A 23,695-nucleotide genomic window follows, 5' to 3' on the forward strand; every position below is an offset into this window, starting at 1 on the left:
CACCACACCGCTACCATTTCAGTCTTCTGAACACCCGTTGCCGTCTGCAAAGGGATGAATCGTTTCAAACTGAGCGTGAGCAATTGCGGCCTGGATGAGAGCACCGTGCGAAGCGCCATCGAGGTAAAGACATAAGTCGTCCACGAGATCATGGACTAGGCCTGGGGGCGCTGGGATGAACTCGGCCCCAATGGGTGTGTGGTTACTTCCACCAATCCAGTTCTGAATAGTGCGAAGACCAGTGGGGATAGAGCCCTTCTCCCCCATCAACTCTCTTTGGAGCTTTTCAAGAAGGCCGATGGAGATGTTGGTTCGGTGGCAAAGCTCTTCTCAATGGAACACAGAACGGTGAGGTTACGCGCAACCTCTTCCGCGCTTTCCTTAAAGCCGCGGACTTCCTCCTTTTGGGCGAGTTCCGCGAGGACAACCTTGTCGACGTTGGGCGCAATACCTTTAATGCGTGAGGAAGAAATGGTCTCAGAACGCATGAGTAAGCGGGCCACAGACTCCAACTGGCCAGAAGCAGCATGACGGTTGCGATCCAAGATCTCTCGCTCGATACGTGCTGCCCGGCTGGTGAGCTCTGGGGAAAACTCCATGCCTTATTTACAAAATGGTCAGGGACATAGACCTAAAAAGGGCCTCCGGCCTTATCGCGCCGGGGAATGCCGGAGCCTGATTCGGGGATCCAGCTCTCGGTAACGTAGTGAGGCTTGTAGAGGCTATCCATTCGTCAGACAGCAAATGAGTGGTTGGATAACTCTTATCCAACCACTCATTGCGGTTTATGCGCTAGATAAAGCTTAAACATACGGGGTTTCAGGGCCATAATTTGGCCTCAATGAGAATATCAATGACACCTCAATGGGAAGATCAATGAGAACTCTTGTCATTGAAGAGGAATGAAGTTAGCATTGAGCCGTCATTGTTAACATTGAGGGCGGGTATTCATCGTGAACAATTGGTCCGAGAATCAGCTGAGAGAGCTATTGGCTGAGCTTGAGTTGCGCGGCGGTGATTCAACAACAGTCGAGGTCAAAACCGCTCAAGGGGGCATTCCGGACTCTCTACCGCAGACATTGTGCGCGTTCGCAAACATGCCGAGTGGCGGCCTTATCATTCTCGGTGTCAATGAGAAGGAAGGATTCATTGTCACTGGCATTGAGAATCCTTCGGAGATGGAGGCTGCTCTGGCCTCGCAGGCGCGTCATGCCATCACTCCTCCAGTCACAGTGCATACCGACAGTGTGGCAATAGATGGCACGCATGTCGTGATTGCGGAGGTTACGGGTCTTCCGATTATTGATAAGCCTGCTATCTACAGGGGAGAAGCGTATCTTCGAATGGCTGATGGGGACTACCGTATGAGTGCCTCGGAGCTGCGCATGATGGACGTGGCAAAGCTGCATGCCGAAGAGGCAGTGTCCTATGACACGACGATTGTGGAAGGCACGAGCCTTGCAGACCTAGATAGCGACGTGGTGCAAGATTTCTTGGTTCAGGCGCGGAAAAAGAATCGGCGACTATCGGGACTTACTCAAGATGAGGACGTCTTACGGGCGCTAGCGGTGACGACCGCGACTGGAGAGCTGACGCTTGCTGGCCTGTATGCGCTGGGTTTCTATCCCCAAGGGCATTTTCCCTCCTTAGCAGTAACGGTGGCGCAAAGGCTACCAAATGGTTCGAAGCACGGGCGAGTGTTGGGGTTGGAGACCTTTGAGGGGCCCGTTCCGGTGCTGTTGAACTCGGTAATGGGATGGGTAAGGCAACGTTTAGCCGCCGTACGGCGATATCGAGAGGATGGATCAATGGTGGAAGTTCCTGAACTTCCCCTTCCGGCCATTCGAGAGGCCGTGGCTAATGCATTGGTGCACCGTGATCTTGGGCCAAATACGTTGGGTGCGGGTAAATCGATTGATGTCCGCCTATTACCGGACAAGATGGTTATCTCCAGTCCAGGAGGCCTACGGGATCTGACGGTTGAACAGCTGAAGTCGAGAGATCTGGCGCGCCAGGAGATTAACCAGCGGCTCTATAGACTGTGCCGATATCTCAAAGCAGACGATGGCTCTTTTGTTATTGAGGGCGAAGGCGGCGGCGTGCAGCTCATGCTGGATGCCGCGCGAGAGCAAGGACTACCGGAGCCTGACCTGATAGATTCTGGCGTGCAATTTACGGTGAAAATGTGGCGGCCGGACACTCGTGGAGAGGCCCGTATCTGGGAGCCACTACGCAAGGAGGAATCAGGCACCGGCCCGGAACGACGAGTGGATGCACCAGTGACCTTGGAACGCCTGGGTGTTAACGCCCCGCGCGTAGCGGAGGCGCTGCGTACGGCGGCACAACCGCTGTCTATCGGCGAAATAGAAACAGCCACAAACCTTACTCGAGCGCAGGTCCGATATGCGCTGAAGTCACTGGTGAAGGCACGATTCGTGCGTATGGATGGCACGCGCGGTTCACAAGCGACAACCTATGAATGGCTAGCTAACCGCGGGGCTGCAGGCGCTTAACCAGCTGATCGTGGTGGACTGCGGCAAGGCAGCCGGCGTCCACGACGCGCCGGGCTAGCTCCTTGTCCCCCATCTTGGCTGCGAAGGCCATGCCCATGGTGATGTCATGGTCGGGGCGGCCGATAAGCGTAATTTCATCGCCAGGAGTGATGCGGCCAGGCTCGATGATGCGCAGGTAGGAACCGCAATCGCCGCGCTCCGTGAAGGACTTGAGCCAACCGGGCTCGTCCATCCAGCCGGAGAAAGTGGCGCAGGGCGTGCGCGGGATAGACACTTCGAGCACGCACTCCCCCACCTGAATGCGCTGGTTGATCAGCATATTCGGCCAGGAAATCCCTTCTGTGGTGAGGTTCTCCCCGAAGTAGCCATCACGCAGCACGCGGTTGAGCGTGCCCTCCCAGTAATCGAGCTCCTCACGGGCCACGGCATACACGGCCTTCTCGGCACCACCGTGGTGGGCGTGGTCACCGATGGAATCCCCCACTACGCCGGAGCCGTCACCGTAGTTGGGCCCGGGTATCTCCAGGTCCAGGAAGGGGCGTGGCTGCTTATCGATGCCCGTGTACTCGTGCCGCCCGTGCGGCTCGGGGCGGCGGACAGCGACGTTCGTGGAGATAACCTTCATGCTCACCCATTGTGGCACACCTCACGGGCTTACAGGTCGCGATCGTGGAAGAGCGCCTCCGCAGTCACGAGGTCGTAGAAGAAGAGGCGGGGGGCGAGCGGGAGGACGTCGGCAAGCATGGGCATGTCCTCCTTGAGCAGGGGGCTTTCCATGATGATGTCATTCGCCGCAGCGCGGGAGGCTAGGGCGAAGGCATAGGAAATATAGGGCATCCAGGCCGCTGCATTGAGCTCGTCGGCGGTGTTTCCGCTGGCAAAGGCGCCCAACGCGATGAGGGTGTGGTTGACGGACATGTCAACGCCCGCGTTTTGCACCAGCGAGGCCAGTGCCGTGGCGTCCTTGCGCAGGTGCTCGATGGTGCCCAGCGCATCGAGGGCGCCGTTGTTGGCAAAGCACTCGCGCAGCGCGGCGACGCGGCCGGCCTCCCCCATCAGGTCATCGACGGGCGGTGTGGGGCTGTGAATGGTCGCAGCATTGAGCAGCATCGGGCGGGTCAGGCCATCGGCGCCGGTCTCGCGCACGGCGGTGAGCTCGGGGTTCTCGCTGGCTGAAGGATCGAGGAGAAGATCCAGGTAGCTATCGGAGCTGGACTCGGCAGTGGGCTCCAGCGGCGAGTGGAACAAGCGCGTGCGCGCAAGCGAGCGGGCCTGCTGGTTCACGCTGACGCCGGTCCGCGCTAGGGCGTGGACCGCAGCCTCCGGTTGGGCGCGCAGGCGGTCGATCGTGCTGTCGAACATCGCTTGCAGCTTCGGATTCGGGCTGCGTTGCGAGAGCACATGAAGCGCGCGGAAGGTGCCCCAGAGCTGCTCCGGGGTCCAGTCCTTCGATGCGAGCGCCGCCGGCGAGCCTTCCGGCGTGACCACGATGGAGGCGCTGGAGGGGCGAGCAGGGGCAGCAAGGTTGGAGGAGGCGCGGAGCTCGCGGACGTCGACAAGCAGCGAGCCATGCTCAGCAAGCTCCGCGGGCAGTTCAAACCCCTCTTCGGTGGGCGTGAGTTGGGTGGGCGCTACGGTGGGCTCGGCCAATGGCCAGGCCCAGCCTACTAAATCTGCCTGCGGTTCTGCGTTCTGCTCAATGATAATCTCATCGCCGTTGAGCAGGCCGCGGCTGACGAACGGGGACTTTCGGACAGTGGCCAGCGCCGCATAGATCAGGCTGGTGGATGCGGAAGCTTCGTACTCGACGATGCGCCGCTCCAAGCTGCGGGCCTGGTGAGCCTCGCGCTCCCCCGCCGGGAGGGAGTCCAGGTAATCTTCGTAGGACAGTGTGGACCACATGAGGAAGAGCTCAGCCGTTGGTTGCTTGCGCACGGCGTTGGCCAGCGCGGCGTTGGGGACGGCGAGGCTGGTGACCGCCTGCGTCGTCTTTGAGGTGCGCGCCAGTTCCTTGATTTTCTGCCGGCCGTCGATGGTGACGAACTTCGCCAGCGGCAGTGGGCGCGGCGAGTGGACGGTGAACATATCGTCCTGATCGAGCTGGCCGGCAAAAATCACCGGCTTATCGGAGTGCTCGGTGGGCTCCAGGCCGATGCGCTTGACGCGGCTGAACAGGGCCTCGGGCCAGACATCGAATTCCAGTTCATAGCCGGCCTCGCTGGCCACGACCTCGCGGCGCGAGACCTCGGTGTCCTCGAAGGTGCGCAGGCCCTTCTCCAACGCGATGGGTTTCTTCGGCGGGGAGGCTAACGTGTAGCTGAAGGCCGAGTGCGCGCCGAGAGCATCGATGATGCGGAAATCCATGCCGCGCGGACCGTCGTTGGTGGCGCGCATGTGGAGGCCCTCGGCGAGGGAGATGAAGCGGACGTCGACAAGCTCCTCGTCGTGCCACAGCGACACCTTGTAGCGGCCCACCCACGGGTCTTCGTAGAGGTCACCCGGGAAAGGCTCGGCGATGCCTGCGTCGAAAGTCTGCTCCGAAATCTCCTCCTGCTCGCCGCCGAGGGGCGCGTAGGTGAGATCGATGCGCCACTCCCCTTCCGCAATGAGGTGCACGCGCGGCGATTTGGTGAACACGGGCTCGTTGTCGAGGCCCCGGGCGTTGGGCAGGATGGCGACGTCAAAGTCCCACTCAAAATCGCCGTGCTTGGCGACGTCCACCGGTTCCCTCTGCGGCACTCGGACCTGCTCCGGCAGCGGGCCCACTTCCCAGCCGGCCCAGATGCCCAGCGGCTCGGCATCCTCGAGCGTGCCCTGCGGCGCGATGAGGGTGGTGCGGTCATAGACGATGAAGGGTGCTTCATCGGTGATGCCGGTGAAGGTGACGGTCTCGATGAGGTCCTCATCGCCATCGCGCAGGGTTACCTCGATGCGGGTAAAAGGCCCGGGGATGCCGACTTCCAGCGGCTCTTCGGTGGCGAATTCACGCACCGAGTGGGGGCGATCGATGAAATGGGACTTAACTACCCATCGTGGGTCCGTCAGGTCCGCTTCGGGGTACGTAGCGGGCAGCTGAAGCATGAGGATGTTGCTTCCCCGGCGCAGTGAAATCCGGGGGCCCTGTTCGATGAAATCAGTGGTGACCAACGGCGTTGTGGGAAGTGAATAGATCTCCGCGCTCATTTTTTTCATCATAGGACACCGTGGGGTGCTGTTGCCATGTCGCTGGTAGAGGGCTTGATTGTCCTAACGGTAGGACAAGTGTCCTAAGCATAGGACAGCTGGCTATAGTGGGGCTATGGACCCATTACAACTCCTCAAGAAAAGCCCGCTGAGCCTTAGCGAAATCTCGCGGCGCTCGGGAGTGTCACGAAATACGCTCAATCTGTGGTTGCGTGGGACAGCTCAACCGAGTTTGGCTGGGTTGGAGAAGGTAATGCGCGTGCTCGGATACGAGGTTTCCGTACAGGTACACCGCATGAGCGATGCCGCCGCCGCGACAGCCGCCCGAGTTCTCCTGGGGGAGCTCAGCAGCGAAGAACCAGACGTTAAAGCCTGGATTGACCGCTTTGTGCAGTGGGGTGACGCTGCGGCCGTCGGTGGCAGCTACCAGGCTCTCATGGAACGGGCCGCGTGGGCCTCCAACCCATATGGCCGCCACGGGGCTCTCCACTTCTTACCGTCAAATCCCATAACGATTGCTTCAGCGGTTGATGCGAGTGGGCAAACTTGGGCGATGTCGGGTGCTTTTGCAGCGCAACGAGTCGCGGGGCAGATCGCAGGTGAAGAAGAACCTCAATCAACATTGATCTGGTGCACAAATCCAGCAGACATCGTGTCTTCATTGCCCACTCGGATCCGTGCCAGTTCTGAGCCCGTATCCGGAGGGATCACCCTCGTGCCAGTGGCTGGTGAAGAGCTAACGGGCGCAACAAAGGAATCAGGAATACACTACGTCTCACCGCATCAGCTTGCCATTGATGTGTGCGCAGAAAACTACATCGGAGGGGCATAGGTGATGAGAAGAGCAACGAGCCGAGTGAGCTGGGAGCACCATGAGCGGCCGCACGTTTCGGAGTTGGGGACTGACCGTGCGTTATTTCGATTAACCAAGCAACTTCCTGACTTGGTGTGGAACGCTGCCGCGCTGGAAGGAAACACGTTCACCCTCCCAGAAGTCCGTACGTTGCTCGATGGCGTCACTGTGGGTGGGAAAGCACTTGCTGAACAGCAACAGATCTTGGACTTGTCGGAGGCTTTCAACTTGCTCCATGAGCTGGTTAGCCAACAAGAATTCGCGGTGGACAAAGGCATCAGTGATGCACTCCATGCCGTGCTTGCAAGGAACGAGGCCCTGGACGCTGGTCTTTTCCGTGGTGAAGGGCACGTGGAGGGAGATGGCGGTGGAGTGCGGCTCATGGATGGCGGGTTCATCCCTTTCGACCCTGCTGATGAATTGGGTGAAGCTCATGCCGATTTGCTGGTGTCCCTCCAAGGGCTTGAAAACCCAGTCGAGCAAGCGTTGGCCTATTTCTGCTCAGCCACGCGTAGCCAGTTCTATTTCGATGGAAACAAGCGAACCGCACGGCTTGTGGCGTCAGGCCTCTTGATGAGCAATGGCTACGCAGCACTTAATATCCCTAATGCGAGAAGGCTGGAATTCAACCTTGCCCTCGATGAACTGTTCCGATCCGATGACGCCACAACGCTGATGGATTTCCTGTACGACTGCCTAATGGAGTCCTCCCAGTAAGCGCAGTCGGCCCTCCGCTTCCGAAGCGGAGGGCCGACGTGGGGGGCTGAATGCTCAGCGCATCCTTTAGTGCATAGTGCTGTAGTGCTTAGCGGAACATCTTCTGCAGAGCGGAGAAGTCAGCCTTGACCACGCCGACAGACTGCAGGAATGCGGCGATGGCGCCGAGCAGGGCAGCCACAACGCCTGCGCCTAAGAAGCCGGCGCCGACGGGGTGGCGTGGCTAAAAGGAACAGAGTTGACGACACCAGCGGACTTGTTGTGGTCAATTGCCTGCTCGGAGATTTCTTCAGGGAGTGGCCGTATGGGGACTTGCCCAGAACACTGTTGACGTCGGCAAGCACTGCGTGGACACCATAAAACGACAAACGGTGAACCCCAGGAGGTGGGATTCACCGTGGTGAGTGAATGGGCAGATTATGCCATCTGCAGCGTGGTCACGCAGGTACCGCCTTCGTCAGAGGTATCCAGGGGAACCTCGCCGGTCTTGCCGTCCTGCTCGATGGTGATGGTGCCCTTCTTGTCGGCCGGCAGCCAGTAGCCAATGAAGCCGTTGTCGAACGTCGTGGTGTCTTCGTTGACTAGCTCATTTCCTTCGGAATCCGTGATGGTGACGTGGATGTCTTCCTGGCTGAGCTCACCGGTGCAGGTGGTCAGGGAGTGGTTGAAGCAGTCGTGCGTACGGGAGAGGTACGGCGCAATAGAGAGGTAGAACTTGTCCTCCGGCAGCGGCAGGGAGGCCTGACCCTGTTCAGTAGCGAGGATGAGCTCGTTCGGGCGCACGGATGCGAGGAGATCGCTATTGCGCTCGTCCTTGGACTGGCGGTCCAGCTTGTCCACGATTTCCTGGCCATCCAACCCTTCGAGATCGAACTCGGCGAGGATCTCCTCGGCAGGCACCTGTTGGATGTCGGTGCTGGAAGCGGCGCTCTTCGAGGCTTCGCTCGGGACGGGGCTCTCCGTGGAGCAGGCGGACAGGGCGATGGCTGCGGCGCAGGCAGTGGTGAGGGCGATGAGGCGTTTCATAAGTCTTCCGAATGGGTCCGATTGTGTTGACCCAAGCCTATACCCCACCCGGGTATCAATCAAAGAAATGAGAGAAGGATCATCTTTTCGTGCTACGCAGGTTAAACTCTCCCCTATGTCTGATACTTCGGCCGCAACTCTGCCGCCCTGCCCCGAATGCTCCTCTGAGTACACCTACGAAATGCCGCCGCTTATCGTCTGCCCGGAGTGTGCGCACGAGTTCTCCGCCGACTCTGCTGATGCTTCGGCCTCGGAAGGAAGCGAACCGACCATCGTCGACTCCGTGGGCAACGCGCTTGCTGACGGCGACACGGTCACCATCACCAAAACCCTTAAGGTCAAGGGCGCGCAGCAGCCGCTGAAGGCCGGCACGAAGGTGCGCGGCATCCGCCTGAACTTCGACGCCGGCACCGGCCAGGAAGACCACAACATTGATTGCCGGATTGATGGTTTTGGCGCGATGAAGCTGAAGCCTGCTGTGGTGAAGAAGGTTTAGTAGTGAAGACGATGTAGGGCTACCCCAGGACTTTTACTGGTCCCGACTTGGGTCATGGGGTGGGTGAGCACCGACTTGCTTGAGACCGCTGCCTTTTGTCAGACGCCTCCTGCAGGTCGATGGAGGCGCGCAGACGTTGCGCGCTGCGAGGGGAGCAAAGAAGGTAATCCGCTTCGCGAAGATGCGTACAGTGTTCTACGGGAACGGTCGTTGTGTCCCGACTTAGGTCATCGGGCAGGTGCCGCAACGTCACTCTTGACGCTGCTACCTTGCATTTTTCGACGGCGGGGTGGAGTTGTTCCGCACCAATTTGGCCTAAGTCGGGTTGGTAGTGAAGACGACGTAGAGGTACCCCCAAGACTTGTATTGGTGGTCGTCACTGTGGCGAGGGAAAGACAGCAAAACCTTGAGACTGGGCAGCGGCGTGGAGCTGTTTGTCGTAGGTGAAAAAGGTCAGGGTGAGGCCAGCGTCGCGGAGAAGACAGGCGCTCGCCAGGTGGATGGCATCCAGGGAGCGAACGCCGGTCAGCGAGCAAGCTCGACGAATGACCTCATCGCTGATGCCAACTTTGGAGACCCCCTCCGTGAACTTCCGGTAACCGGCGCCGGTGAGGCCACTGCGCTGCCACACTTTAGATAACTCGATGTCAATGAGTGCAGAAGAAAACAGTTGCTGGCCTTCAAGGAGTGCAGCGACTTCGGAGCTTTCGCGCTCGGGCAAGGCCAACTTCGCTAGTGCCGAAGTGTCGACGTAGATCATCACAAGCGGTCTTCCCTATCCAGTAGCGATACAACGTCTGTCCCGGAAGGCAGATAGTCTGTGGTGCTTGGCTGTGAGTAAGGCTTCGGGTTGTGGCTCAGGATTCCGGCAGCTACTAACTGCTCCACGGGGCTATCTAGAGATGAAATGGGAACAACGCGAGCAATGGGCCGATTGCGGTCGGTGATGACCACGCTTTGACCTGTAGCGGCAACTTCGCGAACGATGTGGCCAGAACGCTGGTTGAGTTCGCGCAAAGAAATGTTGGTCATTGCTCCAACCGCCTTTCCTTATTGGCTGGTGACTGTAAAAAGTTAAATGTAGAACAGTAGAACAATGGTGATTTTAGTGGCAGAGCTTAGAGGGGACAAGGGGGGCGTCGTCAGTTGCGTGGCCGCGCTGCGGAACGGAATTGCGGCCTAGCTGGGTCTAACTGGGGAGATGTCCGTGCGGTGACTACACTGTCTAACCATGACTAACCCGAGCGATAACACCACCCACCGCTACACGCCGGAGCTCGCCGCGCAGATCGAAAGTGCCTGGCAGCAGTACTGGAAGGATAACGGCACCTTTAATGCGCCGAACCCAGTTGGGCCGCTCGCGGAGGAGGGTAAGGAACTTCCCGCGGAGAAGATGAACATCCAGGACATGTTCCCCTACCCTTCCGGCGCGGGCCTTCACGTGGGCCACCCGCTGGGCTATATCGCTACGGATACCTACGCGCGTTATCAACGCATGCTGGGCAAGAACGTCCTGCACACGCTGGGCTATGACGCTTTCGGTCTGCCGGCAGAACAGTACGCCATCCAGACGGGTACGCACCCGCGCACCACGACGGAGGCGAATATCAAGAATATGCGCCGCCAGCTGGGCCTTCTGGGCCTGGGCCATGATCCGCGCCGCTCGGTGGCCTCGACTGACCCGGAGTTTTATAAGTGGACGCAGTGGATCTTCCTGCAGATTTATAACTCCTGGTTCGATGAGGAGCAGCAGAAGGCGCGCCCGATTTCTGAGCTCATCAAGGAACTTGAGGTGGGCAAGCGCACCACCAAGGATGGTCGCTACTACGCGGATCTGACCAAGGAAGAGCAGCGCCACGCGCTCGACGAATTCCGCCTGGTGTACCTGTCCAACTCCACCGTGAACTGGTGCCCGGGCCTGGGCACGGTGTTGGCCAACGAGGAGGTCACCGCGGAGGGCAAGTCCGAGCGCGGTAATTTCCCGGTCTTCCGCAAGAACCTGCGCCAGTGGATGATGCGCATTACCGCCTACTCCGACCGCCTGCTCGATGACCTGGAGCTTCTGGATTGGCCGGAGAAGGTCAAGTCCATGCAGCGCAACTGGATTGGCCGCTCCCGCGGCGCGGAGGTCACCTTCCACGCTGAGGGCTACAACATCGACGTCTTCACCACCCGCCCGGATACCCTCTTCGGCGCGGAGTACGTGGTGCTGGCCCCGGAGCACGAGCTTGTCGACGCCCTCCTCTCCCCCATCCCCTACGAGGATGATGTCGACGAGCGCTGGACCTTCGGCCACGATGATCCGAAGGAGGCCGTGGAGGCCTACCGTGCTTCCATCGCCGCGAAGTCCGATTTGGAGCGCCAGGAGAACAAGGAAAAGACCGGCGTCTTCCTGGGCACTTATGCCACCAACCCGGTCAACGGCAAGAAGGTCCCGATCTTCATCGCGGACTACGTCCTGACCGGCTACGGCACCGGCGCCATCATGGCGGTCCCGGCGCACGATACCCGTGACTACGAGTTCGCCACCGTCTTTGGCCTGCCCATTACGGAGGTCGTCGCTGGCGGCGACATCACCAAGGAGGCCTATACCGAGTCCGGCAAGGCCGTGAACTCCGCCAACGATTCCCTGGACATCAACGGCATGTCCAAGGACGAGGCCATCGCCGCCATCATCCCGTGGCTGGAGGAACAGGGCGTGGGCCGCGAGAAGATCCAGTACAAGCTGCGTGACTGGCTGTTTGCTCGCCAGCGCTACTGGGGTGAGCCCTTCCCCATCGTCTATGACGAGGCCGGCCAGGCCTACCCGCTGCCGGAGTCGATGCTGCCCATCGAGCTGCCAGAGGTAGAAGACTACAAGCCGGTGTCCTTCGACCCGGATGATGCCGATTCCTCCCCGCAGCCGCCGCTGGCCAAGGCCCGCGAGTGGGTTGAGGTGGAACTGGACCTGGGCCTGGGCGATGGCCCCAAGACCTACTACCGCGATACCAACGTCATGCCGCAGTGGGCAGGTTCTTCCTGGTACCAGCTGCGCTACATCGATCCGACGAATGACGAGATCTTCTGCAATATTGAGAACGAGCGCTACTGGACGGGCCCGCGCCCAGACGAGCACGGTGCCAACGACCCGGGTGGCGTTGACCTCTACGTCGGTGGCGTTGAGCACGCCGTGCTGCACCTGCTCTACTCGCGCTTCTGGCACAAGGTCCTCTTCGATCTGGGCTACGTGAGCTCCAAGGAGCCCTACCGCCGCCTCTACAACCAGGGCTACATCCAGGCCTACGCTTACACCGATTCCCGTGGCGTCTACGTCCCAGCCGCCGAGGTTGAGGAGAAGGATGGCAAGTTCTTCTACAACGGCGAAGAGGTTAACCAGGAGTACGGAAAGATGGGCAAGTCCCTGAAGAACGCCGTGGCCCCGGATGACATCTGCAACGAGTACGGTGCCGATACCCTGCGTGTTTACGAGATGTCGATGGGCCCGCTGGATACCTCCCGCCCGTGGGCAACAAAGGACGTCGTCGGTGCGCAGCGCTTCCTCCAGCGCCTGTGGCGCCTGGCTATCGATGAGAACTCCGGCGAGCTGTGCACGACGGACGCAGAGCTTTCCGAGGATGACCTGAAGCACCTCAACCGCACCATCGCCGGCGTGCGCGATGACTACGAGAACCTGCGCCTGAACACCGTGGTGGCCAAGCTCATCGAGTACGTGAACTACCTGACCAAGGCCTACCCGAAGGGCGCTCCGCGCGCCGCCGTGGAGCCCTTGGCCCAGCTGGTCTCCCCTGTCGCCCCGCACATCGCGGAAGAGCTGTGGAAGCGCTTCGGCCATGAAGAGACCATCACCTACGAGTCCTTCCCGGAGTTCGAAGAAAAGTACCTCGTCGACGACGAGATTGAGGTTCCGGTGCAGATCAACGGCAAGGTCAAGGCACGCGTGATGGTGCCTGCCGACGCTGACCAAGCCACCGTCGTGGGTATTGCCAAGGAAGATGAGCGCATCGCTGAGCTGACGGCGGGCAAGAACGTGGTCAAGGAGATCTACGTGCCGGGCCGCATGGTCAACCTGGTGGTCAAATAAAACCAACGGGCCCCGATAGATCAGGGCCCCAACTGCCCTAGTTGACGAAACCAGCGCCTTCCAGCGAATGATCGTGGGGAAAATCGTCAGTTAGGGCAGTTTTGCGCCTAGGCGTGTACCTTCGTCACTCCCCTCGCAGCGCGACGTCTGCGTGTTTCCATCGACATGCGGGAGGTAACTGACAAAGGGCGTCTGACAAAAGGCATCTGTCATAAGGCGTTTTCGCGGCCAAAAACGCCATTTACTCAGTGCAGATGGCGTTTTTAGACCCAAAGATGCCTTTTGCCAGATGCCTTTTGCAGGACGCCTTCCTGTCCTAGGCGGATTTAGCGTGGAACAACCCCACCCCACCGCCGAACAATACTAGGTAGCAGTGTCATTAGTGGCGTCTACAAGGTCGCGACTTGGAACTAGTCCAGCTCTTGGTTCAGCTCCTTGCGCACCTTGGTGATGATTTCGCCGAGGAAGCCTTGGCACCCATCGGTGATGTCAGGGAACGTGGAGTCATCCTCGAGAATGCCCAGCGTGAACAGCAGGTCGCGGGTGATGGCGTGCGTGTAGTCGTATTCCGGATTGAACTCCCACTCACCGCGCAATAGGTGGACTAGTTCGAAGGAGAGCTGAGGAATGCCCTCCGGTTCGGCGTAGGCATAAGGGATGTTGTTCATGATGACCTGCGTTGCCCAGAGCGGATCGCTCATGGCCTTGCGGCCATATTTGGTGAGCTTGATCTGCGTCGTTGTGGTCTTGAGCCAATCCAAGTCCGTGAGGAATCCGCGCAGGTTCAACAGCGGCTGGTGGTAGTCCTCGCGCTTGACGTCATCAAAATCATTGGGGCTATTCAGCCCTTCCTTGAGGCGCGCGACAGCCGCCTGCTTGAGGTAGCCGGCCCCGGTCAGGCGTGGATATTCCTCGATGACCTCGAGGTATTCGCGTATACGCTGGCCTACGTGGTGAGCGGTGGCGTCGTCAAGCGCCGGCAGCTCATAGTCGGGCCGCAGCTCCGGGTAGGCCTCGTGGATTTCCGCGCGCCATTCCTCCAGCATCTCCGAGGAGGGCACCGGGATGTCCTCGAAGGGTGTGGAGCGGAAAGGATCCAGGGGGAGATCCCCAGGCAGTGCGGGCTTGGTGCCGCCCTCCAGGTTGGCGGCCTCCGTGCCCATGGTGGCGAGGCGCTGCGCCACTGCCGGCGGGAAGAAGGTGGTGAGGCGCTGGTGGATTTGGTCCAGTGTGTAGTTGGGGAAGAGCGCGAAGATGCGCTCCATGCTCTCGGTAGGAACAGCCATGTAGGCCATAGTCGCCTGGACATCGAGGACTACCTTGAACATCGCCTCGGCACTGCCCAGCTCACTCATCAGATCGGGGCCCTCACCGGCGATGAGGGCTGGCAGCCCCATGACGACGCGCGAGGTGTCCGCCACGCTGATGCTGATATTCCATGCGCCGTCCGAGGGGTGGTAGTGCGCTACTTCCCGGAAGGTCTCGAAAAAGTCCTGGTCAATGATGGTGAGGACGTCGATCGGCGTGCCTTCCTCGCCCACGAGGATTCCCGGATGAGAGGGCTCAAGGCCGAGCGCGGCGTGGACAATGATCATCATCTCGCCCACGGTGAGTTCCGCGGGGGCGGCGACGAAGCGGGAGGTGGTGAAGAAGGGATTCTCCACGTCGATGCGGACGTTCCTAGCGAGGTTCATAGTGCCCGACAGTATTAGAAAACAGTGCTAGCCGCGCGCCAACGCTTCGCCCACGCGCTTGCCCGAGTGGATGCACCCGCCCAGGAAGGTGCCTTCCAGCGCATTTTTGCCGTGCATGCCGCCACCGCCGAAACCGGAGGCCTCGCCGCAGGCATAGAGGCCAGGCAGAACCGTACCGTCGGCGTTGAGGCACTGGCCGTCCAGGTTGGTCTCCAGGCCGCCGAGCGTCTTGCGGGTCAGGAACTTCAGGCGCACGGCGATGAGAGGGCCCTTGGAGTTATCGAGGATGCGGTGTGGGGGAGCAACGCGGATGAGCTTGTCGCCTAAGAAGCCGCGGGCCACGCGGAGATAGTTGACTTGGGCGTCCTTGCTGAAGGGATTATCCAGCTGGGAATCGCGATCTTCCAGAACTTTCCTAAGTTGGGTTACATCAATGGTGGGGGAGCCCTCCGGAGAGATTTCGTTCATTCCGGTGACGAGATCCTCCAGGTTGTCTTCCACGACCCAGTCGATACCGTTTTCCATGAAAGCTTTGACTGCCACGTGCGTGCCGGGGCCTAGCTTGCCGGCGAGCTTCTTGAATTCCTTATCCGTCAGATCCGGGTTCTGCTCTGAGCCGGAGAAAATGAACTCCTTATCCACGATGGCCTGGTTGAGCACGAACCAGGAGTAACCGTGCCCGGTCTGGCCAATGTGGGCCAAGGCCGCTAGGTTATCGGTGCCGGGGAAGAGGTTGGTGGGCAGGCGGTTGCCTTCGGCGTCGAGCCACAGTGCCGAGGGGCCGGGGATGATGCGGATGCCGTGGCCGGGCCAGATGGAGTTCCAGTTGGTCATGCCCTCGGTGTAGGCCCACATGCGGTCGGTGTTGACTACTGAGGCGCCGGCCTGCTGGGCGATGTCGATGCCGCGGCCGTCGACATGCGCGGGAACGCCCGTGACCAGTTCCTTCGGGCATTCGCCCCAGCGCTGAGTCGGCCACATGCGGCGGACCTTGTCCAGGTTGCCGCCGATGCCGCCGGTGGCGATGACGACGGCGGAGCCGCGCAGCTCGAAGTGCTTGACCACATCCCTCGAACTAGCCTCGCCGCGCGGCTGGCTGGTGGGGGAGAGGACGCTGCCGCGCACGCCGACGACGCGCGGGCTGCCAGCGTCGTCCTTGTCGACGACGAGCTCGTCCACGCGGTGGCGGAAATGGAATTCGACCTGGCCTTGTTCTTCTGCTTTAAGGAGCGGCTCGCGGAACACGCGCACGACCTCTGGGCCCGTGCCCCAGGTGAGGTGGAAGCGCGGCACGGAGTTACCGTGGCCGGAGGCATCGCCCGAACCGCGCTCGGCCCATCCGATGGTGGGCAGGACGTTGAGGCCCAAGGACTTGAGGTAGCCGCGCTTTTCATTAGCGGCGAAGCGTACGTATTCGCGGCCCCATTTTGCGCCCCAAAAATCGTGCCGGTCTTCCTCGGTCACCGGGTCATAGTCGGCGGAGTTGGCCCAGTCGCGCCAGGCCAATTCTTCGGAATCCTTGACACGCATCATCTTCTGCTCGGGGGAGTCGACATAAAACAGCCCGCCGAGGGACCAGAAGGCCTGGCCGCCTAGGTTGTTGCGGTTCTCTTGTTCGAGGAAGATGACGTGCTTGCCGCCCTTGAGGGCCTCATAGCCGGCGACCATGCCGGCGAGGCCGCTGCCGACGATGATGACGGAGCCAGTGGTTGAGGTAGTTTCTTTCATGACAGTAATGATAAAAGAAACCGGACTCGATTGTGTGACTTGGCTCGCACAGCATCATCTTTATGCCGAGGTTGTGGCCTAGGCGTAGGTCGTGTTGACCTTCTCCACGAGGGTGAGGACATCGTAGGTCGCCACGATCTCGTCCTCCTGGTTGTAGAGCACGGCGTCCCAGCAGACCTCGCCGTAGTCATCGGTCACGCGCGGGGTGATGCGCTTGGCGGTGAGCTCCACGCGGATGGAATCGTCGTAGGTCACCGGCGTGATGAAGCGCAGGTTCTCCAGGCCGTAGTTGGCCAGAACCGGGCCCGGTGCGGGCTCCACGAAGAGGCCGGCTGCCCAGGAGACCAGCAGGTAACCGTGTGCGACGCGGCGCGGGAAGAAGGGGTTGGCGGTGGCGGCTTCCTCATCGGTGTGGGCGTAGAAGGTATCGCCGGTCTTCTCCGCGAACTCGAGGATTTCCTCGAGGGAGACGTGGCGCAGATCGGAGGCGAACTGGTCACCAATCTGCAGAGTGGCCAGGTCCTTGCGGAAGGGGTGGGTACCCTGGCCGTTTTCCACGTCGGCGCGGGTCACGCGCTGCACGGCTGCGCCGCGGTGCCACTGGCCGGTAATGGCGGTGAGGTGGTCCGGGGTTCCCTGAACGGCGGTGCGCTGCATGTAGTGCAGGATGCCGCGCACACCACCCAGTTCTTCGCCGCCGCCGGCGCGGCCCGGGCCACCGTGGACGAGGTGCGGGAGGGGAGAGCCGTGGCCGGTAGACGTCTTCGCATCATCGCGGTCGAGGAAGTGCAGGCGGCCGTGATGGGCGGCGATGCCGAGTGCATACTCGCGTGCCAGCTGCGGGTCATGCGTAATAACGGAGGCAACCAGCGAGCCAGAGCCCAAGGCGGCGAGCTCGATGGCCTCGGCGGGGGAGTCGTAACCCAGGAAGGAGACGACGGGGCCGAAGGCCTCGGTGTCGTGGACAGCTGGGGCGCGGTTATCGGCAAAGCGCAGGATGGTGGGGTTAAAGAAGGCGCCCTCGGCCTCCTCGCCGCCGTAGATAATCTCACCGCCGCCTGCTTTGAGCTTCTCGACGGCTTCCGCGACGTCAGCTTTCTGATCCGCAGAGACCAGCGGGCCCATGGTGGCGGAGGCATCGCGCGGATCGCCCACGACCACCTTGTCGCGCAGGCGTGCGCTGAGGGCTTCAATGGTGGCGTCGACAAGCGCATGCGGGACGATGGCGCGGCGGATGGCGGTACACTTCTGACCCGCCTTCGAGGTCATCTCGCCGAAGACTGCCTTGACGAAGGCGTCGAACTCCGGGGAATCCGCGGTGACATCGGTGCCCAGAATGGCAGCGTTGAGGGAGTCCGCCTCCGCGCTGAACTGGATGCCGCCCTCGATGACGTTGCGGTGTGCGCGCAGGGTATTCGCAGTATCAGCAGAGCCAGTAAAGGCCACGTGATCGCGATAGTCCAGGTGATCCAACAGGTCGCGGGCGGAGCCGGAGATAAGCTGCAGACTGCCTTCCGGCAGAATCCCGGAATCGATCATGAGGCGCACACACGCCGCGGTGATGTAGCCGGTCGGCGTGGCGGGCTTAACAATCGAGGGCACGCCCGCGATGAAGGCTGGGGCAAACTTCTCCAGCATGCCCCAGACGGGGAAATTGAAGGCGTTGATCTGGACCGCAACGCCAGGGATGGAGGTGTAGATATGGCGGCCGATGAAGGAGCCGTCCTTGGAGAAGACCTCCGCCTCGCCGTCCGGCATGACGGTGGAGTTAGGCATCTCGCGGCGGCCCTTCGAGGAGAAGGTGAACATGGTGGAAATACCGCCGTCGATATCGACGAAATTATCGCGCTTGGTGGCGCCGGCCTGGTTGGCCAGTTCGTAGAGTTCCTCGCGGTGATCTTGGAGGTAGATCGCGAGTTCTTTGAGCTTGAGGGCGCGCTCGTGGAAGGTGAGCTTTTGTAGTCCCTCGCGCCCGATGCTACGGGCGTAGTCGATGGCGCCGGCGATGTCGAGGCCTTCGGCGCTTACTAGGGCGACAACGTCCCCAGTTGAGGCATCGTGCACGTCAGCAACGCGCGAGGGATTGTCCGGGGTGAGCCACTGGCCGGAGAGGTAGCTGGGGACGAGGGCTTCAGTCATAGCGAAAAGATTGGCCTTTCCATTAGTTTCCGAACGGTTGGTCAGTAAATACAGGCTAGTATAGTCTGCGTCACATTTCTAGGGTTAAGTAAGGAGTGCAGCATGGCCGCAGAGGTTTGGAAGATTCAGTTGGGTGAGCTGGACAAGAAGATGGGTGTCGAAATCCTGGAAGAGTCGGCTAAACGGGTGGTAGCAACCATGCCGGTGGAGGGCAATACCCAATCCTTCGGTCTGCTCCACGGCGGTGCCATGGCCTGCATCGCCGAGGCCGTCGGCAGCTGGGCGGCGGTGATTCATGCTTCGACGCTGGGCAAGGTCGCCGTGGGCGTGGACATCAATGCGACACACCACGCCTCCGGGCGCACCGGCCTGGTTACGGCGACGGCCACCGCCATCAAGCTGGGCAAGACGCTGTGCTCCCACGAGATCGTCATTACAGATGAGGAGGGGAGGAGGCTGTGCACGGCGCGTATCACGAATGCGTTGATTTCCCCTAAAGCGGAAGGGAAGTAAGGGAGTCCGTAAATAAAGCGTAAAAATCGGGGTCAAGGGGTGTAAAGATGCCGCAAATAACCCGTAGGTCTAGGGGGGAGCGGGCCTAACGTCAATGCTCGGCAGGTGCTCACCAGCACCGGCGCTCGATGCTCTGGGGCACCGGGCACACCTTGTATTGCTTTCACCCAAGGGGGTCTCTCCCACATGTTGGACATTCTGGTCATCGTGATCGTGGTCCTTACATTTAGCGCTCCCTCCGCCATCAACGAGTTTATGGACGGAGACGCGTAAATCATGAACACCATCACAGCGGTTATCGGGCTCATTATTGTTGTCGCGCTCGTGGCCTATCTCATCATTTCTCTTATTGACCCGGAGCGTTTCGCATGATCGCCAGCATTGTGGCGGTAGCACCGCAGTACCTCGCCCTCTTTGCCCTTCTAGCGGCGGCTTATGTGCCGCTTGGTAACTGGATGGCTCGTACCTATACCTCTGAAAAAGACTGGGCTGTCGAGCGCCTCATATACAGAATTTTGCGGGTTGACCCCAACCGGGGCCATAACGCCAAGAACTACACTCGTGCGCTGCTGGGCTTCAGCCTGGCCTCCGTCTTGGTTCTTTACGCAGTGCAGCGGCTCCAAGCAGTGCTGCCAAGCTTTGGCAACGCCCGCGAAGACGCAGTGGAGCCGTGGATGGCCTTCAACACTGCGGCCTCCTTTACTTCCAACACCAACTGGCAGTCCTATTCCGGCGAAGACACCCTGACCAATGCTTCGCAGATGCTGGGCCTGACCGTACAAAACTTTGCCTCGGCTGCTGTGGGCATGTGCGTGGCTGTTGCGTTGATCCGTGGCATCGGCCACCTGGGTTACCAGCGCGACGTGGCGGCAACGCAGGATGGCCAGAAGCTCATAGGTAACTTCTGGGTGGACCTCACCCGTGGTCTGGTTCGCATCCTGCTTCCCCTGTCACTCATTATCTCCACCGTGCTCATCCTTGGCGGAACCATGCAAACCTTTGGATCCAACCTGGTCACTGACTCTGGCGTGGATATCTCCCGTGCTCCTGTGGCCAGCCAAGAAGCTATTAAGCTGCTGGGCACCAACGGTGGTGGCATCTTCGGAGCTAACTCGGCGCACCCGTTTGAGAATCCAACGGGCTTTACCAACCTGGTGGAGATCTTCTCCCTGCTCGTCATCTCTTTCTGCATGATTCGCACGTACGGCGTGATGCTTAAATCGCAGAAGCACGCGTGGACGCTGCTCGGCGTTGCCGGTGGTCTGTGGACCGTGATGGTTGTCCTAGTGACCTGGGCACAGCACACCCTCGTCGGCGGTGCTTCCCAATTGGCAGGCGCCAACATGGAAGGTATCGAACAGCGCCTTGGCATTGACGCTTCGGCATTGTTCGCCGTGTCCACCACGGGTACCTCGACGGGTGCGGTGGACTCCATGCACGATAGCTATTCCCCGCTGGGCGGCGGCTTGCTCATCCTCAACATGCTGCTGGGTGAGATCGCTCCAGGCGGTGTGGGCACTGGCCTCTATGGCCTCTTGATTGTGGCCATCCTAGCAGTGTTCATCGGTGGTCTCCTGGTAGGCCGCACACCGGAGTTTATGGGCAACAAGATTGGACGCAAGGAAATTTCGGCAGTCAGCCTCTACATCCTCACCATGCCGGTTTTAGTCCTCGTGGGCGTCGGAGCCTCCGTGGCGCAGCGCAAGCTTGTCGAGCTATCTGCAACCAACTTCGGCGCGCCGGGCACAGCGGACAATGCGCACGGCCTCTCTGAAGTGCTTTACGCGTTTACCTCCGCGGCCAACAACAATGGCTCGGCTTTTGCAGGTCTCACGGTGACTGAGCCCTGGTGGCAGATCACGTTGGGCTTGGCCATGCTGTTGGGCCGCTTCTTGCCCATCGTCTTCGCCCTATACCTAGCCGGAAGCCTGGCAGGGCAGAAGCGCCAGGCCACCACTGCCGGCAGCTTGCCCACGTCCGGCATCACCTTCTCCCTGTTGACCATCGGCGTCATCCTGCTGGTCGCAGCACTCACCTTCTTCCCCGTCCTCACCCTGGGTCCCATTTCGGAGGCACTATCATGACAACCCCTACCATGACCGCTGAGCAGGTCAAGGCTCCTCGCACAAAGACTGCGGACAAAAACAGCGGTCTTGCCGCTGCGGCGCTGAAGGCGCTGCCGAGCAAAATGTCCCCGCTTGCCCAAGCACGCAACCCCGTGATGTTCGTCGTGTGGGTCGGCGCCGCACTGACTACGGTGTGGTCCATCATCAACCCCAGCTTCTATGGATGGGTCGTGACTATATGGCTGTGGTTCACTATCGCCTTCGCGGCCTTTGCGGAGGCTTATGCCGAAGGCCGCGGAAAGGCCCAGGCCGACAGCCTGCGCTCTGTGCGTGATGATGCCACTGCCAACCTAATAACGGACTCCGGCATTGAGGTGGTCCCTGCGTCTGAGCTCACGAGAGGCTCTATCGTGCGAGTGGAAGCCGGGGAGACCATCCCGGGTGACGGTGACGTCATCGAAGGTGCCGCTACCGTCGACGAGTCTGCTATCACGGGTGAATCGGCTCCCGTCGTCCGCGAGGCCGGCGGTGACCGCTGCGCCGTGACTGGCGGCACCGTGGTGCTCTCTGACTCCATCAAGGTCAAGATCACCTCTGAACCGGGTTCCACTTTTGTGGACACGATGATTGCTCTGGTGGAAGGAGCCGAGCGCCGCAAGACTCCGAATGAGATTGCGCTGAGCATCCTGCTCTCCACGCTTACCATCCTCTTCCTCATCGCCGTGACGGCTTTGGCTCCCATGGGTTTGTTCACCGGCGCTGAGTTGTCCCCGCTGTCCCTCGTCGCGCTGCTGGTATGCCTCATCCCGACGACCATCGCCGCACTGCTATCCGCCGTGGGTATCGCCGGCATGAACCGCCTCGTTCGCCACAACGTCCTGGCCACTTCCGGCCGTGCGGTGGAAGCAGCCGGTGACGTCGCCACGCTTCTTATGGATAAGACCGGCACCATCACGTACGGCAACCGCCAGGCCACGGGCCTGATTGTGGCTTCGGGTGTGAACGAGCGCGACGCTGCAGAAATTGCGCGCATTTCTTCCCTGGCGGATGAAACCCCGGAGGGCCGCTCCATCGTCTCCTGGTTGACGGAGAACTACTCTCTGTCTAGCGAGGGCGACGCGGAAGCTCGGAAGGCTGAAGTCATCCCGTTCAGCGCTTCTACCAGGATGTCTGGTCTCGACCTGGCTAACAGAAAGCTGCGCAAGGGCGCGGGCGACGCCGTGCGAAAGTGGGTAACTGAGGCAGGCGGCGCGTGGCCGCAAGAGATCGAGGATTCAGTAACCCAGATTGCGCAAGACGGCGGTACCCCGCTGCCAGTTGCCGTGGAAGAATCCGATGGCAGCCGCAAGGTGATCGCGGTGGTGCAGCTGAGTGACGTCGTCAAGCCCGGCATGGCCGAGCGTTTCGCCGAGCTGCGCCAGATGGGTATCAAAACCATCATGGTCACCGGCGACAACCCGCTGACCGCCGCGGCCATTGCTAAGGAAGCCGGTGTCGATGACTACATCGCCGAGGCCACCCCGGAAGATAAGCTCGCCCGCATCCGCGAAGAGCAGGCGCAAGGCCGCATGGTGGCCATGACCGGTGACGGCACCAACGACGCCCCGGCCCTGGCGCAGGCGGATGTGGGAGTAGCCATGAACACTGGTACCTCCGCGGCGAAGGAAGCCGCCAACATGGTGGACCTGGACTCTGATCCGACGAAGCTTATCGACGTCGTTCGCATTGGTAAGCAGCTGCTGATCACCCGTGGTGCGTTGACCACCTTCTCCTTGGCCAACGACTTGGCAAAGTACTTCGCCATCCTGCCGGCGCTCTTCTCCGCGCAGTTGCCGCACTTGGAACGCCTCAACATCATGCACCTGCATTCGCCTGAGTCCGCCATCGTGTCTGCGGTGATCTTTAACGCGCTCATCATCGTCGCGCTCATCCCCTTGGCGCTCAAGGGCGTGTCGTATAAGCCAGCCTCCGCGTCCTCCCTGTTGCGCCGCAACCTCGGTATTTGGGGACTAGGCGGCGTGATTACCCCGTTCATTGGCATCTGGCTCATTGACCAGGTCGTCTCCCTCCTCCCAGGCCTCTAAAGAGAACCTGCAAAGAAAAAGGAAGAACAATGCGTGTTTATCTGCGTAACCTCATTGCCGGTTTTGTCGCCGTGCTGCTCTGCGTCGTAGCACTCGGCATGGTCTATCCGGCGGCTGTGTGGGCCATTTCCCGCATCACACCGCAGTCCGCCGACGGCAATCTCATCTACCAAGGAGAGTGCCTCGTGGGCTCTACCCAAATCCAAGACGGGGTGAGCGAGGGCCCCTACTTCTTCCCTCGCGCCGAGGGAATGAGTAACTACGGTACGAGCAGCACGGAGCTGGAGAAGAACATCCAGGAACGCCGCGCCGCTATTGCCCAGCGGGAAGGCGTAAGCGAAGACCGTGTGCCTGCCGACGCCGTCACGGGCTCCGGTTCCGGAGTGGATTCCGGTATCAGCCCCGTGTACGCCGAGCTGCAAGCTCCGCGTGTGGCTCGGGAGCAGGGCATCAGCGTGGAAGAGATGGAAAAGCTCATCGCCGAGAACACGGAGCATGCCAGCCTCGGGTTTCTAGGCGAAGACACGGTCAATGTGACAACTCTCAATATGTCGTTGCCCACGCCTACTCCCTGTTCATAAAGATCAGCTCATAAGATGAAG

The 23,695-nt window shown here is 60.5% G+C and carries 20 protein-coding genes; 10 read left to right on the forward strand and 10 right to left on the reverse strand.

Translation table 11 applies throughout. The annotated features are described in order from the left end of the window. Nucleotides 1-18 precede the first annotated feature (18 nt). Both HMPREF2932_RS13795 and HMPREF2932_RS13800 read right to left on the reverse strand, forming a co-directional pair. A complete protein-coding gene (locus tag HMPREF2932_RS13795) occupies nt 19-267 on the reverse strand; it encodes a Fic family protein (protein WP_141756285.1) in 249 nt (82 codons plus the stop codon). Continuing rightward, nucleotides 267-599, reverse strand: coding sequence for a hypothetical protein (locus tag HMPREF2932_RS13800; protein WP_070547153.1), 333 nt, complete (start codon nt 597-599; stop codon nt 267-269). The genes HMPREF2932_RS13795 and HMPREF2932_RS13800 overlap by 1 nt, the downstream gene beginning before the upstream one ends. Nucleotides 600-953: 354 nt before the next feature. Between HMPREF2932_RS13800 and HMPREF2932_RS04295 the strand changes: the two genes are divergently transcribed. After that, the gene (locus tag HMPREF2932_RS04295; RefSeq protein WP_062036601.1) at nt 954-2,513 is read left to right on the forward strand and encodes an ATP-binding protein; all 1,560 of its coding nucleotides are present in this window, start codon (nt 954-956) and stop codon (nt 2,511-2,513) included. On the opposite strand, the gene HMPREF2932_RS04300 is transcribed toward HMPREF2932_RS04295, so the two are convergent. Together HMPREF2932_RS04300 and HMPREF2932_RS04305 are read right to left on the reverse strand one after the other, a co-directional pair. Beyond that, nucleotides 2,488-3,138, reverse strand: coding sequence for an MOSC domain-containing protein (locus tag HMPREF2932_RS04300; protein ID WP_070681738.1), 651 nt, complete (start codon nt 3,136-3,138; stop codon nt 2,488-2,490). The two genes, HMPREF2932_RS04295 and HMPREF2932_RS04300, sit on opposite strands and share 26 nt — an antisense overlap. Before the next feature lie 29 nt (nt 3,139-3,167). Then, nucleotides 3,168-5,696: a hypothetical protein gene (locus HMPREF2932_RS04305; protein WP_246818621.1), complete on the reverse strand. Its 2,529-nt coding sequence runs from the start codon at nt 5,694-5,696 to the stop codon at nt 3,168-3,170. Between the two features lie 115 nt (nt 5,697-5,811). Between HMPREF2932_RS04305 and HMPREF2932_RS04310 the strand changes: the two genes are divergently transcribed. Together HMPREF2932_RS04310 and HMPREF2932_RS04315 are read left to right on the forward strand one after the other, a co-directional pair. Then, nucleotides 5,812-6,528 carry a helix-turn-helix domain-containing protein gene (locus HMPREF2932_RS04310; protein WP_084738985.1) on the forward strand — a complete coding sequence of 239 codons (717 nt, stop codon included), beginning with the start codon at nt 5,812-5,814 and terminating at the stop codon, nt 6,526-6,528. A gap of 24 nt (nt 6,529-6,552) precedes the next feature. Further along, complete coding sequence (locus tag HMPREF2932_RS04315; RefSeq protein ID WP_246818622.1) at nt 6,553-7,266, forward strand: Fic family protein; 714 nt, start codon at nt 6,553-6,555, stop codon at nt 7,264-7,266. 417 nt (nt 7,267-7,683) lie between these two features. Here the strand turns inward: HMPREF2932_RS04315 and HMPREF2932_RS04320 are convergent, their stop codons facing one another. Next, on the reverse strand, nt 7,684-8,292 hold the full coding sequence (locus HMPREF2932_RS04320) for a CueP family metal-binding protein (RefSeq protein WP_071409690.1): 609 nt from the start codon (nt 8,290-8,292) through the stop codon (nt 7,684-7,686). Nucleotides 8,293-8,407: 115 nt separating this feature from the next. Here HMPREF2932_RS04320 and HMPREF2932_RS04325 point away from each other — a divergent pair, with 115 nt between their 5' ends. Then, nucleotides 8,408-8,788, forward strand: coding sequence for a zinc ribbon domain-containing protein YjdM (locus tag HMPREF2932_RS04325; RefSeq protein WP_049154826.1), 381 nt, complete (start codon nt 8,408-8,410; stop codon nt 8,786-8,788). 376 nt (nt 8,789-9,164) lie between these two features. Here HMPREF2932_RS04325 and HMPREF2932_RS04330 read toward each other — a convergent pair whose 3' ends face one another. Then, a complete protein-coding gene (locus HMPREF2932_RS04330) occupies nt 9,165-9,548 on the reverse strand; it encodes a type II toxin-antitoxin system VapC family toxin (protein WP_070510079.1) in 384 nt (127 codons plus the stop codon). Further along, entirely contained in the window at nt 9,548-9,820 is a 273-nt protein-coding gene (locus tag HMPREF2932_RS04335; RefSeq protein ID WP_049154824.1) for a type II toxin-antitoxin system Phd/YefM family antitoxin, read from the reverse strand. The genes HMPREF2932_RS04330 and HMPREF2932_RS04335 overlap by 1 nt, the downstream gene beginning before the upstream one ends. 199 nt (nt 9,821-10,019) lie before the next feature. On the opposite strand from HMPREF2932_RS04335, the gene leuS reads away from it, so the two are divergent. After that, entirely contained in the window at nt 10,020-12,869 is a 2,850-nt protein-coding gene (leuS, locus tag HMPREF2932_RS04340; RefSeq protein ID WP_071409691.1) for a leucine--tRNA ligase, read from the forward strand. 410 nt (nt 12,870-13,279) lie between these two features. Here leuS and HMPREF2932_RS04345 read toward each other — a convergent pair whose 3' ends face one another. The 3 genes from HMPREF2932_RS04345 to paaZ all read right to left on the reverse strand — a co-directional run bounded on the left by HMPREF2932_RS04345 (nt 13,280) and on the right by paaZ (nt 18,430). Further along, nucleotides 13,280-14,563: a hypothetical protein gene (locus tag HMPREF2932_RS04345; RefSeq protein WP_070517321.1), complete on the reverse strand. Its 1,284-nt coding sequence runs from the start codon at nt 14,561-14,563 to the stop codon at nt 13,280-13,282. Between the two features lie 27 nt (nt 14,564-14,590). After that, nucleotides 14,591-16,291 carry an FAD-binding dehydrogenase gene (locus HMPREF2932_RS04350; protein ID WP_070701834.1) on the reverse strand — a complete coding sequence of 567 codons (1,701 nt, stop codon included), beginning with the start codon at nt 16,289-16,291 and terminating at the stop codon, nt 14,591-14,593. Between the two features lie 78 nt (nt 16,292-16,369). Then, a complete protein-coding gene (gene paaZ / locus HMPREF2932_RS04355; protein ID WP_071409692.1) occupies nt 16,370-18,430 on the reverse strand; it encodes a phenylacetic acid degradation bifunctional protein PaaZ in 2,061 nt (686 codons plus the stop codon). Nucleotides 18,431-18,532: 102 nt separating this feature from the next. On the opposite strand from paaZ, the gene HMPREF2932_RS04360 reads away from it, so the two are divergent. From HMPREF2932_RS04360 to HMPREF2932_RS04380, 5 genes are all read left to right on the forward strand, one after another. Continuing rightward, complete coding sequence (locus HMPREF2932_RS04360) at nt 18,533-18,943, forward strand: PaaI family thioesterase (RefSeq protein ID WP_071409693.1); 411 nt, start codon at nt 18,533-18,535, stop codon at nt 18,941-18,943. Between the two features lie 276 nt (nt 18,944-19,219). Next, on the forward strand, nt 19,220-19,315 hold the full coding sequence (gene kdpF / locus HMPREF2932_RS04365; protein WP_039672809.1) for a K(+)-transporting ATPase subunit F: 96 nt from the start codon (nt 19,220-19,222) through the stop codon (nt 19,313-19,315). Beyond that, nucleotides 19,315-21,027, forward strand: a complete 1,713-nt coding sequence (gene kdpA, locus HMPREF2932_RS04370; RefSeq protein WP_371326328.1) for a potassium-transporting ATPase subunit KdpA — start codon at nt 19,315-19,317, stop codon at nt 21,025-21,027. The genes kdpF and kdpA overlap by 1 nt, the downstream gene beginning before the upstream one ends. After that, nucleotides 21,024-23,093 carry a potassium-transporting ATPase subunit KdpB gene (gene kdpB, locus HMPREF2932_RS04375; protein WP_071409694.1) on the forward strand — a complete coding sequence of 690 codons (2,070 nt, stop codon included), beginning with the start codon at nt 21,024-21,026 and terminating at the stop codon, nt 23,091-23,093. The genes kdpA and kdpB overlap by 4 nt, the downstream gene beginning before the upstream one ends. Nucleotides 23,094-23,122: 29 nt before the next feature. After that, nucleotides 23,123-23,674: a potassium-transporting ATPase subunit C gene (locus tag HMPREF2932_RS04380; protein ID WP_070561857.1), complete on the forward strand. Its 552-nt coding sequence runs from the start codon at nt 23,123-23,125 to the stop codon at nt 23,672-23,674. Nucleotides 23,675-23,695 lie beyond the last annotated feature (21 nt).

The sequence above is a fragment of the Corynebacterium sp. HMSC074H12 genome, from assembly GCF_001813755.1.
GTDB lineage: Bacteria > Actinomycetota > Actinomycetes > Mycobacteriales > Mycobacteriaceae > Corynebacterium > Corynebacterium hiratae.